This is a genomic window from Cryobacterium frigoriphilum, from assembly GCF_004403305.1.
GTDB lineage: Bacteria > Actinomycetota > Actinomycetes > Actinomycetales > Microbacteriaceae > Cryobacterium > Cryobacterium frigoriphilum.
The window spans coordinates 56363-71466 of record NZ_SOHE01000029.1 but is presented as its reverse complement, the minus strand read 5'-3'; the positions used below and the strand labels follow the sequence as shown (position 1 = coordinate 71466).

At 64.1% G+C, this 15104-nt stretch carries 16 protein-coding genes; 13 read left to right on the top strand and 3 right to left on the bottom strand.

Features of this window, described 5'->3' with window-relative positions; translation table 11 throughout:
- Positions 1 to 12 precede the first annotated feature (12 nt).
- Together E3T55_RS06665 and dmpG are read left to right on the top strand one after the other, a co-directional pair.
- On the top strand, positions 13 to 957 hold the full coding sequence (locus E3T55_RS06665) for an acetaldehyde dehydrogenase (acetylating) (RefSeq protein WP_134518790.1): 945 nt from the start codon (positions 13 to 15) through the stop codon (positions 955 to 957).
- Positions 957 to 2063, top strand: a complete 1107-nt coding sequence (gene dmpG / locus E3T55_RS06660; protein ID WP_166791702.1) for a 4-hydroxy-2-oxovalerate aldolase — start codon at positions 957 to 959, stop codon at positions 2061 to 2063. Before E3T55_RS06665 ends, dmpG begins: the two co-directional genes overlap by 1 nt.
- A gap of 91 nt (positions 2064 to 2154) precedes the next feature.
- Here the strand turns inward: dmpG and E3T55_RS06655 are convergent, their stop codons facing one another.
- Positions 2155 to 3006: an IclR family transcriptional regulator gene (locus tag E3T55_RS06655; protein ID WP_134518789.1), complete on the bottom strand. Its 852-nt coding sequence runs from the start codon at positions 3004 to 3006 to the stop codon at positions 2155 to 2157.
- A 125-nt stretch (positions 3007 to 3131) separates the two neighbouring features.
- Between E3T55_RS06655 and E3T55_RS06650 the strand changes: the two genes are divergently transcribed.
- The 11 genes from E3T55_RS06650 (at position 3132) to E3T55_RS06600 (ending at position 14417) form a co-directional block, all read left to right on the top strand.
- Positions 3132 to 3713, top strand: coding sequence for a helix-turn-helix domain-containing protein (locus E3T55_RS06650; protein ID WP_134518788.1), 582 nt, complete (start codon positions 3132 to 3134; stop codon positions 3711 to 3713).
- Between the two features lie 169 nt (positions 3714 to 3882).
- Complete coding sequence (locus E3T55_RS06645) at positions 3883 to 4665, top strand: ABC transporter ATP-binding protein (RefSeq protein WP_134518787.1); 783 nt, start codon at positions 3883 to 3885, stop codon at positions 4663 to 4665.
- A complete protein-coding gene (locus E3T55_RS06640) occupies positions 4665 to 5495 on the top strand; it encodes an ABC transporter ATP-binding protein (RefSeq protein ID WP_134518786.1) in 831 nt (276 codons plus the stop codon). Before E3T55_RS06645 ends, E3T55_RS06640 begins: the two co-directional genes overlap by 1 nt.
- A complete protein-coding gene (locus tag E3T55_RS06635) occupies positions 5492 to 6379 on the top strand; it encodes a branched-chain amino acid ABC transporter permease (RefSeq protein WP_134518785.1) in 888 nt (295 codons plus the stop codon). The genes E3T55_RS06640 and E3T55_RS06635 overlap by 4 nt, the downstream gene beginning before the upstream one ends.
- Positions 6372 to 7532: a branched-chain amino acid ABC transporter permease gene (locus tag E3T55_RS06630; protein WP_166791701.1), complete on the top strand. Its 1161-nt coding sequence runs from the start codon at positions 6372 to 6374 to the stop codon at positions 7530 to 7532. Before E3T55_RS06635 ends, E3T55_RS06630 begins: the two co-directional genes overlap by 8 nt.
- The gene (locus E3T55_RS06625; protein ID WP_134518783.1) at positions 7529 to 8794 is read left to right on the top strand and encodes an ABC transporter substrate-binding protein; all 1266 of its coding nucleotides are present in this window, start codon (positions 7529 to 7531) and stop codon (positions 8792 to 8794) included. The genes E3T55_RS06630 and E3T55_RS06625 overlap by 4 nt, the downstream gene beginning before the upstream one ends.
- Before the next feature lie 152 nt (positions 8795 to 8946).
- Positions 8947 to 9891, top strand: coding sequence for a 3-carboxyethylcatechol 2,3-dioxygenase (locus tag E3T55_RS06620; protein ID WP_134518782.1), 945 nt, complete (start codon positions 8947 to 8949; stop codon positions 9889 to 9891).
- Positions 9892 to 9979: 88 nt separating this feature from the next.
- Complete coding sequence (locus E3T55_RS06615; protein WP_134518781.1) at positions 9980 to 10666, top strand: IclR family transcriptional regulator; 687 nt, start codon at positions 9980 to 9982, stop codon at positions 10664 to 10666.
- Between the two features lie 180 nt (positions 10667 to 10846).
- Positions 10847 to 12571 carry a bifunctional 3-(3-hydroxy-phenyl)propionate/3-hydroxycinnamic acid hydroxylase MhpA gene (mhpA, locus tag E3T55_RS06610; RefSeq protein WP_134518780.1) on the top strand — a complete coding sequence of 575 codons (1725 nt, stop codon included), beginning with the start codon at positions 10847 to 10849 and terminating at the stop codon, positions 12569 to 12571.
- Positions 12552 to 13421, top strand: a complete 870-nt coding sequence (locus E3T55_RS06605; RefSeq protein WP_134518779.1) for an alpha/beta fold hydrolase — start codon at positions 12552 to 12554, stop codon at positions 13419 to 13421. The genes mhpA and E3T55_RS06605 overlap by 20 nt, the downstream gene beginning before the upstream one ends.
- A gap of 51 nt (positions 13422 to 13472) precedes the next feature.
- Positions 13473 to 14417 (top strand): 3-carboxyethylcatechol 2,3-dioxygenase, encoded by a 945-nt coding sequence (locus E3T55_RS06600; protein WP_134518778.1) that lies wholly within the window; start codon positions 13473 to 13475, stop codon positions 14415 to 14417.
- 120 nt (positions 14418 to 14537) lie between these two features.
- Here the strand turns inward: E3T55_RS06600 and E3T55_RS06595 are convergent, their stop codons facing one another.
- Positions 14538 to 14738: a hypothetical protein gene (locus E3T55_RS06595; protein ID WP_134518777.1), complete on the bottom strand. Its 201-nt coding sequence runs from the start codon at positions 14736 to 14738 to the stop codon at positions 14538 to 14540.
- A gap of 96 nt (positions 14739 to 14834) precedes the next feature.
- The gene (locus tag E3T55_RS06590) at positions 14835 to 15071 is read right to left on the bottom strand and encodes a hypothetical protein (RefSeq protein ID WP_134518776.1); all 237 of its coding nucleotides are present in this window, start codon (positions 15069 to 15071) and stop codon (positions 14835 to 14837) included.
- Positions 15072 to 15104: the final 33 nt, after the last annotated feature.

Genomic DNA, 15104 nt, shown 5'->3' with positions numbered 1-15104 from the left:
AAAGAAGTGGAAATGTCTCTACGCTGTGCCGTCGTCGGTTCGGGAAACATCGGATCCGACCTCATAAGAAAACTCGAACGTTCCGAACTGCTCATCCCGTCTCTGCTCGTCGGGGTGGACCCTGAATCCGATGGTTTGAAGCGTGCTCGGGCCGCCGGTATCGAAGCGACTCATGAAGGGGTTCAGGTTCTGCTTGATCGAGCGGATGAGTTCGACGTGGTCTTCGAGGCCACGTCGGCCCACGTTCACACCCTCAACGCGCCGCGTTACCTGGAAGCCGGTCTGTTCGCGCTCGACCTCACCCCGGCGGCGGTGGGACCCTACGTGGTTCCCGCCGTGAACCTGGACCTGGTGGCCGGCCAGCGCAACCTGAACATGGTGACCTGCGGCGGTCAGGCGACCGTTCCGATGGTGGCCGCGATCAGCCGCGTCACCACGGTCGAGTACGCCGAGATCGTCTCGACGATCTCGTCGCGTGCGGCCGGCCCGGGAACACGGGCCAACATCGACGAATTCACCGAGACGACCTCGGATGCCCTGGTCAAGGTCGGAGGAGCCAAGCGCGGAAAAGCCATCATCGTGTTGAACCCGGCCAACCCGCCCATCATGATGCGCAACACGGTCTTTGCCGCCGTCGACGCGAACGTCGACCCGCAGGCGATCATCGACTCCGTCAACGAGATGGTGGCCGCGGTGCAGGCCTATGTGCCCGGCTACGAGCTGGTTTCGGAGCCCCAGATCGATCGCGGCGCCGGCCCCCGCGGCACCACGAAGGTGTCCATCTTTCTGCGCGTCGCTGGTGCGGGTGACTACCTGCCCGCCTACGCGGGAAACCTGGACATCATCACCGCGGCGTCGATCGCCGCCGCGGAACGCCATGCGATCCTCACCGGCCACACTCCCGCAGGTCTGACGCTGGCCGCTGGAGCGCGCGCCGCAACGAAGGAAAGAATCTGATGACGAGCACACACACCGATATCACCTATCGCGAGCCCATGGCCTCGCCCGTCGTCGGCGCCGATGATGTCGCCGCTCCGCTGGCGGGCCGCGACATTCTCGTCTGCGACACCACGCTGCGCGACGGCGCCCACTCGGTGGCGCACCAGTTCAGGGCCGCGGATGTGCGCGCCATCGCCGGCGGGCTCGATGCCGCCGGAGTGAACGTCATCGAGGTCACCCACGGAGACGGCCTCGGGGGATCCTCCTTCAACTACGGGTTCAGCGCCGAAGACGACATCGACCTCATCACGGCTGCCCGCGGAGTCATCAAGAACGCCAAGCTCGCCGCGCTGCTGTTGCCGGGAATCGGAACCCTCGATGACCTCAAGCGGGCCCACGATGCCGGCATCGACGTGGTTCGGGTAGCCACGCACTGCACCGAAGCCGACATCTCCCTGGAACACCTGCACGGTGCCAAGAAGCTGGGTCTGGAAACCGTTGGCTTTCTCATGATGAGCCACATGGTCGGACCGAACCGACTGGCCACCGAAGCCGAGATCATGCGTGATGCGGGCGCCGACACCGTCTATGTCGTGGACTCCGCTGGCGCAATGCTGCCGCATCAGGTCGTCGAACGGGTGGAGGCCGTGCGCGCTCGACTCGGTGATGACATGCTGATCGGCATGCACGCCCACAACAACCTCGGTTCGGGCGTGGCGAACGCCCTGGCGGCCGCGGCCGCCGGCGTGTCGATCGTCGATGGCTCGCTCCACGGGCTGGGTGCCGGCGCCGGGAACGCCGCGACCGAGGTACTGGCTGCGGCTTTGGACCGGTCGGGTGCCCGCACGTCCGTGCACACGCTCGAGCTGATCGACGTGGCAGAGGACATCGTGGCCGAAATCTGCAAGGGCAAGCTGCCCAAGCTCGACCGCGGAAGTCTGCTGCTCGGGTACGCCGGCATCTACTCGTCCTTCCTGCTGCACACACGCCGCGCGGCTGCGCGCTATGGGGTCTCCGAGGCGGAGATCCTGTTGGAGCTTGGTCGCCGTCGCGTGGTGGGCGGCCAGGAAGACATGATCATCGACGTCGCCATCGAGCTGGCCGGCATTCAGCTTCCCGACTGATACCGACCGACCCGCGCACGTCGCGACAACGGAGAAGCCCCGGTCACCCACAGCGTGGGTGACCGGGGCTTCTCCGTGTCGAGGCGAGAAATCAGCCGCCGACCCCCGCTGAGGAGTGCGCCAGCGCTCGCACCCCCGGTGTCGTCGTGTTCGCGGCCGGGGTGCGTGGGGTTTTCGCCGTGGCAGCGAGTGCGCGGGAGGCGGCGAAGCAGACCTTGCGCAGGGTGTGTGCCTGGCTGGCGGGCGAGAATTTGCCGGTCTGCCCTGAAATCGACAGGGCGGCAATGGGCTTGCCGTTCGGTCCCAGAATCGGGGCGGCCACGCAGCTCAGGCCGAGGACGGATTCCTCATCGTCGTAGCCGATCCCCTCCGCGCGGATCTTCGCCAGAGCGGCGCGAAACTTGTCGGGATCCGTGATGGTCTTGGGGGTCCAGGCCGAGAGGGGCCGAGCGAGGGTGAGTTCGGTGTTCTCGAAGTTATAGGCGAGAAGCACCTTGCCGACACCCGTGCAGTACGCCGGCACCCGGCCTCCGATGCGTGAGGGCGACCGCAGGGGACGATGCCCGAACAGCTTGTTGAGGTAGATCACATCGGTGCCGTGGAGTACGGCCAGATGCACCGTCTGGTGCGCGGTCTCGTAGAGCTCCATGAGATACGGGGTGAGCGCGTTCCGGATGTTGTCGTGAGCCGGGGAGTAGACCTGCGAGCCCAGCGAGTGCAGCAGGGGACCGAGACGGTAATTGGTGCCGGCGCGTTCGACCGCCCCGTTTCGCTCCAACATTCCGAGCAGCCGGAAGGCGGTGGATTTGCTCAGGTGTGACCGACGGGCAAGTTCGCTGACGCCGATACCCGTGTCGGCTTCAGCGCCGAAGGCGGACAGCAGACTCAACGCCTTATCGACGGCAGTGCGTTCTTCACGAGAAGAATCGAGGTTTTCGTCCATGGGGGTCCTTTGCACACACTCACACGTCATCGGGTTTAAGGACAACATATCGACAAGCGGCGAAGTATGTCAAGAGTGACGAAATGGCTTACTATAAGTGACAAACTTTCGGAAAGAGGTGGCATATGTCGGAGTCAGACCTGCTCGTTGCTCGCAACGTCAAACGGCTTCGCGGTGAGCGAAAAGTGAGTATGTCCGCATTGGCCCTGCAGGCGGGGCTCTCCAAGCAGACGCTGTCCAAAATCGAGCAGGGCGTCGGTAATCCCACCCTTGGCACGATCGAGGCCCTGAGTATGGCCCTCGGGACGAGCGTGCGGTCCTTGATGACGGAATGGGGTTCCCCCGTGCGCGTTCAATCGTCGTCGGCGGCCGAGTGGCAATCGGGTCTCGGCGGGGACATTCGCATTCTCGACCAGGTCTATGGATCCGGTTATGTTCGCTCGTGCATGGTTCGGCTGGAGCCCAGCGGGCACGACCGGGCCAGGGACGGTCTTTCGGCCGGGAGCATCTATCAGGTTCTGGTGATTTCCGGCGATGCAGAGATGGGACCCGAAGGCCAGACCGTGCGGTTGGCCGCCGGAGATTTCGTCAAGTTCCCCGCGGATGTCCCGCATATTCTCCGTGCGATCGAGGGAACCGTCGTTCTGCACCTGATCACGTCGTTCCCGCAGGTGCCGCAGGTTATGCCGTTCGGAGATCCGCGCTGACGCTGCCAGGTCACGATTTGTCTCGCCGTGCCACCTGCCAGAACGATTCCTTGGCGCCGCTTCGCCGGACCGGCATTGTGAATATAGCGATGGTTGCTGAGCGTTAAATGCACAGCTCGTCGCTTCTATTTATGCCCCCACAACGAAGTGACCAGAGGGAGAACGTCGAGTGCTTGAATTCAACGAACTGTCGGTCCGATACGGACTCGGTGTTGAAGCTCTGAATCAGATCAGCCTGAGCGCCCCCGTGGGAAAGATCACCGCGGTCATCGGCGGCAACGGAGCGGGCAAGAGCACCCTGATGCGAGCCGCATCGGGCGTGCTGTCCTTTCACGGCGGCACGGTCGCCGGCGGAACCGTGAGCCTCGACGGCAAGAACATCACCGGCCTGTCGGCGTCGGGGATCGTCGCGCGCGGACTCGTGCACGTTCCCGAGGGCCGCAAGATCTTCGGTGACCTCACGGTGCTCGACAACCTCAAGGCCGGCGGCGCGACCGTGAAAAGCGGTCGGACCCGGGACCGCGTTCTCGGCGAGATCCTCGAACTCTTTCCCATTCTCGCCGAACGTCAGTCCCAGCGCGCCGGACTGCTCTCCGGCGGTCAGCAGCAGATCCTGGCCATCTGCCGCGGCATGATGAGTTCACCGCGGGTCATGCTGCTCGACGAGCCGACTCTCGGCCTGGCCCCGCAGACCGTCGAGCAGGTCGCCGGCGTGATCCAACAGATCAACAGCCGAGGAATCACCGTCGTCGTCGTCGAACAGAACGCCGCCATGGCACTGGGCATTGCGGACTTCGGAACGGTGATCGAACAGGGCCGGGTGGTGCTCTCCGACGAGGCATCCGTTCTTCGAGGCAGTGCCGATGTGCAGCGCCTCTTTCTCGGCGGCAACACCGACGAAATTGGATTCGCCCCGAGAGCGATCAAGCCCCTTGAAAGGTGGACGGCATAATGTCCCGCAGGTTAGTCCTCGAAGACGTTTCCCTCAGGTTCGGCGGGATCAAGGCGCTGGACAGTTTGTCCTTTGCCGTCGAGCCCGGTTCCATTCACGCCGTCATCGGCCCCAACGGTGCCGGAAAATCCTCGTGCTTCAACGTGATCTCCGGTCTGTATCGAGCCAATAGCGGCAAGGTCACGTTCGGTGACATCGACCTCACCCACCTGGCGCCGCACAAGATCGCCGCTGCGGGACTGGGGCGAGCGTTTCAGAACATCGCCCTGGCTCCGCACGAAAGCGTGATGGACAACCTGATGGTTGGCCGGTTTCGCCTCACCAGATCGGGCATGATCTCCACGGGCCTGGCGCTGCCATGGGCGCGCAGGGAGGAAGCCCTTCATCGTGCCCGGGTGGTGGAGATCGCCCATTTCGTGGGGTTGGGGGAGGTTCTCGACACCGAAACCGGCACGCTGTCGTATGGGTGGCGCAAGAAAGTCGAACTGGCGCGGGCGCTGGCCACCGAGCCGGAACTGCTGATGCTCGACGAGCCGGTCGCGGGAATGCCCTCGGCCGAGAAAATGGAAATCGCGTCGCTCATTCGCTCGATTCGCGATGCCCTCGGCATCAGCGTCGTGCTCGTGGAGCACGACATGCCCATGGTCATGAGCATCGCCGACCGGGTCACGGTTCTCGACTTCGGCAAGCAGATCGCGGATGGCACCCCCGATGAGATCCAGGCCAATCCGGCCGTGATCGCCGCCTACCTCGGCTCGACTCACGCTTCGGATGCATCGGTCGCCGAGGAGCCGGACGCACTTCGAGAATTGGAAGGAACCCCCTCATGAATCTGCTGCAGATTCTGCTTCTCGGCCTCTCACTCGGGGCGATCTATTCCCTCATCGCGCTCGGGTTCGTGGTGATCTACAAGGGCACCAAGGTCGTGAACCTGGCTCAGGGGTCGCTGCTGCTCTTCGGTGCCTATGTCGTCTCACTGCTGTCGCCGGCGCTCGGCTTCTGGCTGGCCGCCGCGGCGGGCATCGCGGCGGGAGCGATCGCCGCCGTCATCATCCAATTCATCGTCGGAGCGGCCAAGACCCAGGACCACCTCGTGATGACCATCATGACCATCGGCGTGGACATCGTCGCCGTGGCGCTCCTGGCCCAGCAGATTCAGGCGAATATCTTCGGCATGAACGATCCCTGGGGCGATGGTCTCATTGAAATCGGGGGAGCGAGCATCTCGCAGGCACGGGTGGCCGCCATGGTCACCGCCATCGTGTTGATCACCATGTTCTTCCTGGTCTTTCGGTACACGACCTTCGGCATCAAGATGCGAGCCGCGGCCAGTGACTCCGAGACATCCGCCCTGATGGGGATAAGTCAGCGCCGGGTCGCCATCGCGTCGTGGGCGATCGGTGGTGGCCTCGCGGTCGTCGGGGGCATCTTTCTCGCGGCGTATCCGAATATCGGTCTGGATTCGCACTCGCACTTTCTCGCCATGAACGCGGTACCGGCCATCATCATCGGCGGTATGGACTCCAGTGAAGGGGCAATCTTCGGTGGCCTCATCGTTGGTTTCACCCAGGCGATCGTGCTGGGAAACTCCCAGTTCTTCGCGGCAGTCGTGGGAGACGGCTTCGTCAACGCGGCACCCTACGTGCTCATGATCCTTGTTCTTCTGTTGAAACCAAATGGCCTGTTCGGGGCCAAGGAGGTCAATCGTGTTTAGCACCCTGCGCACGCGCAGCCGAGCATCCTGGATTCGCCTGGGCAGCGTCACACTCGCCCTGGTGCTCATGATCGCCGCCCCCTTCTTTGCCGAGAGCAAATGGCTCTTCCTGGGCATCCTGTGCATGGGCATGGCCATCGGGGCAATCGGACTGACCGTGCTGGTCGGAACGGCCGGTCAGCTGTCTCTGGCTCATGGCTTCTTCGTCGCGGTCGGGGCGTACGGCTACGCGTTCCTGGCGGGCTCGCCCGAAGACCCACAGCTCTGGGGACTGGGCTGGCCGCCCCTGCTGGCGGCCACCGGTGGCGTTGTCCTGGCGGCCCTGGCCGGACTGTTGTTCAGCCCCGTCGCGGCCAGGCTCAGAGGTCTCTACCTCGGCCTGGCCTCGCTCGCCCTGGTCTTCATCGGCGAACACATCCTGGCTACTGCGCGACCGCTGACGGGAGGCCCGAATGGTCGCGAGATCGACCCGCTCGCGATCGCCGAGTTTCAGCTCTCGGGCAATGATCCGGACTTCTCCGTGTTCGGTGTGCCGTTTGGCATGAATGAGCGGCTGTGGTTCGTCGCCCTCTTCGGCATCATCGTCGCCATCGTCGTCGCGTCGCGCATCGTGACCGGCCGGTCCGGGCGGGCACTGCAGCTGCTGCGGGACAACACCGCCGCGGCGGCGGCCATGGGGGTCGACGTTCAGCGCCAGAAGGCCGAAGCGTTCGTCTTCTCCTCGGCCTTCGCCGGTGCGGCCGGCGTCTTCCTGGCCCTGTCGTATCAGTTCATCGTTCCCGAATCCTTCGGGTTGACCATGTCGATCAACTTTCTGGCCATGATCATCATCGGCGGGATGGGCTCGATCGGGGGCGCGGTCGCCGGCGCCGTGATCGTGACGGCCCTCCCGACTCTGATCACGCTGTCGAGCGTCGCCCTGCCCTTTGTCTCCCAGACCGGAGGGGCCGGCACCATCACACCGGGTCTCCTGTCCCAGATCATTTTCGGTGCGGCCGTCATTGCCATCTTGATCCTTGAGCCCGGTGGCCTCGCCGGAATCACCCGTCGCCTGGTGCGACGAATAGGTTTCCCCACCCCAGCAGAAACAGTACCCATCCACAGCAGAACCATCGGGGACGGTTCGCCCACAAGAATTAAGGAAAAAATATGATGAAACGAAGCTGGCACGTCAGCGCTGCTGCGACGGTCGCTCTCTCAGTTCTTCTTGTCGGTTGTTCGAGCAAGGTGGAATCCGCCGTCGAAGTCGACCCGGGTTCCGTCAAGACCGACATCGGCGTCACCGCTGACACCATCAACCTGGGTGCGATCACCGACCTGTCCAATGTCTACGGCCCCCTGGCCAAGGCCATCGTGGCCGGAAACCAGATCTACTTCGATGGCCGCAATGCCGACGGTGGAATCTGTGGGCGTCAGGTCGCCATCGAGGTGCAGGACCACGCATCCGACCCGCAGAAGGCCCTGACCCTGTTTCAGGCCATGCAGCCCAACGTGCTCGCCCTCACCCAGCTTCTTGGCTCGCCCGTGATCAAGGCGCTGCAGCCCACGTTGACGCAGACGGAGACCACGGCTGCCGTCGCCTCGTGGTCGGGCGACTTTCTCGATGACGATTACGTGCTCCTGGGTGGAACGACGTACCCCATCGACAACATCAATGCCATCAGCTATCTTCTCGACGAGGGCAAGATCGCCAAGGGCGACACCATCGGTCAGATCTACTTCGACGGTGACTTCGGCGGAAATGCCCTGACCGGAACCGAATTCGCCGCCGAGGAACTGGGCCTCACCATCGAATCCGTCATGATCAGCCCCAAGGACACCGACCTCGCGGCGCAGATCGCACAGCTGAACTCGGCCGGCGTCACGGCGATCTTCGTCGCCGCGGGGCCCAAGCAGCTCGCTTCCGTCGCCGGTAACGCCAGCGCACTGGGCCTGGATGTGCCCATCGTCACCAACACACCGGGTTACAACCCGGCGCTGCTGACCACTCCGGTGGGCGCGTTCATCGAGTCCAACGTGCTCATTGTGTCGAGCGTGCTGCCGTACGGTGACGAAACCGAGACCACCGCCAAGGTTGTCGCGGGCTTCGATGCCGGCGTGACCGCCGGTACCATCGCCGCCGACACCGTGCCGACCGAGGAGGTCAACTATGGCTACGCCATGGCGACCGTGCTGGGCGATGCCCTCGACACCGCCTGCGTCAACGGTGACCTGACCCGGGCCGGTCTGACGAAGGCCATCAACTCGCTCTCGGCAATCTCGACCGGCGTGACGACCGACCTGGACTTCACCGATCGGGCTCTGTCGCCCAGCACCGAGTCCTTCATCATCTCTCCGTCGAGCAGCGTTCTCGGCAAGGCCGTTCTGGTCGCCGAGACGGGTACCTCGAAAGCTGCTGCCGCCTTCAGCAAGTAGGTCAACGGCGTGGCGTCGTGGGGTTCGATTCGTCGGGCCCCACGGCTGTGTGCGTTCCCCCGAGCCTGTTCCGGCAACCGGCACAGTGTGTTGGCTCGTGAATCCGGCACTACATAAAATCATCACAGGCTTTACAGACAAAGGAGTAGACCGTGACCGCTCGTCTTGTCACTATTTCGCACTCGCCTCTCATCGATTTCGTTCATCCGGCCATCGAAGTTCGCGACCGCGTCGACGCGGCCTTCGCGACGGCTCGGAACTTCGTTCAGGAAGCCAAGCCTGACCTGGCCATCGTGTTCGCCCCCGATCACTACAGCGGCTTCTTCTACGACATGATGCCGCCCTTCTGCATCGGCGCCCGGGCCGAAGCCATCGGTGACTTCGGCACCAAATCGGGTACGCTCAGCGTCGACCACGAGGTGGCCTGGAACCTGCACGCCGACGCCCTCGCGGCGGGGCTCGACCTGCCCATTTCCGAGAAGATGGTCGTGGACCACGGATTCGCGCAGCCGATGGACATCCTCTTCGGCGGGTTGGAGAACATCCCGGTCGTGCCCATTTTCATCAATTCGGTGGCCGGCAACTTCGGGCCCGTTCAGCGCATCCGTTTGCTCGGTGAAGCCATCGGCAAATCCCTGGCGAAGCTCGATCGCAACATCATCATCATCGGCTCGGGGGGACTCTCGCACGATCCGCCCGTGCCCAAGTTCGCCACGTCACCGGAGCGCGTGCAGGAGGGGCTGATCAACAACAAGGTCATGACGGCCGCGCACCGCACGAAGGCGGAATCACGTGTCATTGAAGCCGCGAAGCTGTTTGCGGCCGACGAAGCTCCGTTCATGCAGCCCCTCAACTCGGCGTGGGACAACCGGTTCATGGACCTTCTCGGTTCCGGTGCCATCGAGACCATCGACAGCTGGACCACCGAGTACTTCATCGAGCAGGCCGGCAACTCATCGCACGAGGTGCGCACGTGGATTGCTGCCTACTCCGCCATGGCACAGTTCGGTTCTTACGATGTCACCTACCGGTTCTATGAAGAAATCAAGGAGTGGGTCGCCGGTTTCGGCATCAATACCGTGGTCACGGCGCGGTAACGCAGCGGCACCGCACTCGATGGGGCGAAATGTGTCGACTCGGGGCGCTAAATGCACTCGGACGGCCGAGTCTGGTTAGGGTAGAGGCGTGAATACAGTCCCGGCCCGAGGTGGCGCCCAAACTCTTGCCCGAGGTATCTCGGCCCTCAAATTCGTGGTCGGATCGGTGGAGGGGGTGAGCGTTCAGGAACTCGCCGAGTCGCTCGTCGTGCATCGCACGATCGCGTCTCGACTGTTGGGCACGTTGGCCGATGCCAACCTCGTGGCCAAGGGTCGAGACGGGCGCTATCGCGGAGCGGTCGGGCTGCTGGCGCTGTCCGGCGGTGCGTTCTCGTCCCTGCGTGAACTGTCACTTCCCATTCTGCGCAGCCTGGCCGATGCCTTGCGGGCAACCGTGTCCCTCATGGTGGTCGACGGCGGCGAAGCCGTGGCGCTGTGCGTGGTCACCTCGCGGGAGGCCAAGTTCAAGGTGATTTTCGCGGAGGGAAGCACCCACCCTCTCGACCGGGCTGCCGCCGGTTATGCCCTGTCGTCGCTGCGTCCGCCCGTCGCTCACGAAAGCGAAAAGATCTCGGAGGCACGCCGATTGGGCTACTCGACCTCCTTTGCCGAGGTCGAGCCCAATGCGTTCGGGCTGGCCGTACCCATCGCGCTGGGCGGAGGTATCGAGGCGGCCCTCAACCTGATCACCTTCCAGCCGGACCTGGTGGATGCGGCGATCGAACCCATGCGGCGGGCGGCACTCGCGCTGTCGGCCGCCTCTGAGACTGCCTGAAAGCTCTCGTTACCCGTCTGCCCCCGCTCGTGAGAGTGGGGGTTTTGTCTGCGCGCTTGACACCTCAAACCGGCATCACTAGTGTCATGGACAGATAGCGAACATCGATGTGCGTTATCTGCACACGTAGCGATCGATCTGAATCAATCATGCTCTGCAAACATGCTCGGGGAGTCAACGATGACCGTAACCACCACACTCGACTCGGATGTCATTGTCATCGGTGCGGGGCCAGCGGGGCTGGCGTTGACGCACCTGCTTGCTCTGCGGGGGGTCAGCGTCACTCTCGTGGAGGCGCTCCCGGACATCATCGACTGGCCCCGGGCTGTCGGCATCGATGACGAGTCATTTCGTACCCTGCAGACCATGGGTGTCATCGACGAGGTCCTGCCGCACACCACTCCCAACCACATCATGCGTATCGTCAACGGCCGCGGCAAGGTCATGATCGAGATCAAGCCCAAGACGCGCGAATTCGGTTGGTCGCGGCGCAACTCCTTCTCCCAGCCCGATGTCGACAAGCTCGTCTGGCAGGAACTTGCCCGGTATCCCCATGTGACCACGCACTTTGGCTCCTGGGTGGATGCCGTCAAGGAAATCGACGACCACGTCGAGGTCACGGTCACGCGGGCCGACGGCTCTAGCCACGTGTTGCGGAGCCACTACCTCGTGGGTGCCGACGGCGGCAAGAGTCCGACGCGTAAGTACATCGGCACCAGTTTCGCCGGCAAATCTCCCTCAACCCGCTGGGTTGTCGTCGATGTCGACAACGACCCCGTCGGTACCCCGAACGTCTTTCTGGGGGGCGACCCCAAGCGCCCCTACGTCTCGCTCGCGCTTCCCCACGGGGTACGCCGATTCGAGTTCATGATCTTCGACGACGAAACGGATGAGCAGGCCCAGGATGAGGTCTTCCTGCGGGGCCTCCTGCAGCAATTCGTGCCCGACCCCACAACGATGAACCTGGTGCGAACGCGGGTATTCACCCACCATTCGCGGGTGGCCGGTACGTTCCGCAGGGGGCGCGTGCTCATCGCCGGTGACGCCGCCCATCTGATGCCCGTCTGGCAGGGGCAGGGCTACAACTCCGGCATGCGGGACGCCACCAACCTCGCCTGGAAACTGGCCGCGGTCGTGCACGGTGACAGTGGCGAGGCCCTGCTCGACACCTATACCCAGGAACGCAAGGCGCACGCCCAGGCGATGGTCGACATCTCGACCACGTTCGGCAAGATCGTGAAGCCCACGAACCGCATCGTGGCGGGCCTGCGCGACGGGGCCTTCGCCACCATGAACGTGTTCCCGTCGGTCAAGGCCTACTTCGCTGAGATGAAGTTCAAGCCCATGCCGCGGTACGCGGCGGGGGCCATCGTCGATGTCGACTCCATGGTGCCGGGTCGGGCGTCGGCCACGCTGCGCAGCGCCACGGTCGCCATCCTGTCGGCCAACAACCACGCGTCGCCGGTCGGCACCCAGTTCATCCAGCCCCGGGTCGATGGCTGCGGTCAGCGCGACGTGCTTCTTGACGACCTCATCGGGCCGGGCTGGGCCGTCATCGCCTGGGCGGTGAATCCCGAGACGCTCTTCAGTGACAGCGAGCTGGCCGCGCTCGACCGGCTCGGGGCGAGGCTGGTTTCCGTTCGACCGACCACTCAGGTCGACAACGAACCGCCGCAGCACGTGAATGCGTTCGTGGTGTCGGATGTGACCGGTGAGCTCAAGACCTGGTTTGACGCTCGCCCGACGCCGGTCGTGTTTCTGCGCCCCGACCGCTTCATCGGTGCCGCCGGGGTGACCGGCACCGCCTCGCGGAACCTCGCCGCCCTGCTGACCGCCGTTCACGCGCAACCGTCAGTCGTTCACGAACACAAGATGACAAAGGAAAATGCCCATGACTTTCACTAGCGTCTGGTCGGACCTCAATCAGGTCGAGTTCTCACAGGGTTTTATCGATGCCGGGGGGTATCGCACGCGGTACCTGCACGCTGGTGACCCGACGTTACCGCCCCTCATCCTGCTGCACGGCATCACGGGGCACGCGGAGGCCTACGCGCGCAACCTGGGCGCGCATGCGGAACACTTCTCGGTGTGGGCCATCGACTTCATCGGGCACGGCTACAGCGCCAAGCCGGAGCATCCGCTGGAGATCAAGCACTACGTCGACCACGTCTTCAAGTTCATGGCCGCGATCGGCGTCGAGCGCGCCTCGTTCTCGGGCGAATCCCTGGGCGGATGGGTCGCGGCTCGGATCGCTGCCGACTACCCCGACCGGGTGGATCGGGTGGTGCTCAACACGATGGGAGGCACCATGGCCAACCCCGTCGTGATGGAGCGCCTGTACAAGCTGTCCATGGAGGCGGCCAACGACCCCAGTTGGGAGCGCGTCAAGACACGTCTGGAGTGGCTGATGGCCGATCCGGCGATGGTGACCGACGATCTCATCAAGACCCGCCAGAGTATTTTTCAGCAGGACGACTGGAGAATGGCCTGCGAGATGAATATGGCGCTCCAGGACCCCGAGATTCGGGCCCGCAACATGCTCAGCGATGCGGATTTGGGCCGCATCCAGGCTCCCGCGTTGGTCTTGTGGACCACAAAAGATCCGTCGGGCCCCGTCGATGAGGGGCGTCGCATCGCGTCGCTGATTCCCGGTGGGCGGCTGGCCGTCATGGAGAACTGCGGGCACTGGCCCCAGTACGAAGACACGGAGACGTTCAACCGCCTCCATCTCGATTTTCTGCTGCAGCGCGCGTAGTTGACACCTGCGCGCGACCTGATACAACCGACGGATAAGAGGTAAACAGCAATGACGCTCGCACTCATCGCCATGTCACACAGCCCGCTTCTGGACTACGTCGAGCCCCCGGCCGACGTCAAAGCCGGCGTCGAGGAGGCCTTCGCCGCGGCTCGGGCTTTTGCCCTGGACTTCGACCCTGAACTCATCATCAACATCGGTCCCGATCACTACAACGGCTTCTTCTACGACATCATGCCGCCTTTCGCCGTCGGCTATGGTGCCACCGCGGTCGGAGACTTCGGTACCCATGAGGGGCCGCTCAACGTGCCGGCCGCAGAGGCCGACGCTCTGACCCGGTCCCTGATGGAACAGGGTTTCGACGTCACCGTGTCTTTCGCGATGGAGGTCGACCACGGTGCCGTGCAACCCATGGGTATCATCTTCGGTGACGCCGCCGCCAGGCCCGTGATTCCGGTATTCATCAATTCGGTGGCGCCCCCTTTTGTTCCCGTGCGGCGCATCCGTGCGTTTGGGACAGCGCTGGGGGAGCATCTCAAGACCCTCGACAAGCGTGTGCTCATCATCGGGTCCGGCGGGCTGTCCCACGAACCTCCCGTTCCGCAGATTGCCACCGCGACGCGCGACGTTCGTGAGGCGCTGCTGGGTGGCGGACGGCATTTGACCCCGGAGGCTCGGGAAGCGCGTACCACCCGGGTCATCGATGCCGCGCGTGAATTCGCGGCCAGTGGGGGGACGTCGCTCAAAGCGTTGGCCCCGGAGTGGGATGCCGAATTGATGCGCATTCTCGCGTCGGGCGACCTCTCACCCCTCGATGCCTGGACGCCAGAGGAAATGGCAGACGTCGCGGGCAACTCCTCGCACGAGGTGCGCACCTGGATTGCGGCATACGCCGCGCTGGCTGCCGCTGGCCCCTACGCGGTGACGTACAGTTTCTACCGCCCGATCCATGAGTACATCGCCGGTTTCGGGGTGACCACGGCGCGCCTCGTGTGAGCGCGTGCACCCGGGCGCTCTGACGCACCGATGTTGGATGTCACGGGGCGCGGGGTGATGTCACTCGTGACCGGACTCAGCGGTCAGGCCTGGGTGCAGGCGCGGCCGCGCCGTCACGCCTCATGCGCCGATCAGTACCAGCACGTGGTAGACGACGTAGGCCGGCCAGACGATCGCCTGGAGCAGTCCGAGGATCACGGCCCAGAATGAGCCCCCCGATGCGGACACGAAGTACACGGCGGCACCGATGTACGCGAGCAGAAATACGAAGCCCCACGGTCCGTCCCGCACGATCACTCGCCCTCGGCTGTCCGATGCCATCCGATCCTCCGCTTCTGTGAGAACTGCGACACTACCTCACGCTCAGAGTAGTCGTCGATGGCGCCTCTGTGGCCCGCGAGCCGAGCGGCGTGGCTGTCAGGCGACGGGGCAGTGCAGTTGAGTGCGCTCGCCGCTGCGGTCAATGTCGTGCTCGGCGATCGGCTGCTTGCAGACCGGGCAGCCGCGCACCGGTGTGGCCGCCGGCGGCAGCAGATCCGAGCCGTTGGCGCCGACCGGCGGTGGCCCCAGAATGGGCAGCAGGCGACGATTGATCCAGGCCGTGAAGCCGCCGGGACCCCGGTTGCGCGCGTGAGAATCATTGCCGTGTGTCATAACTGTTAGTGTACTAAGTAAATGGCGCGAGCA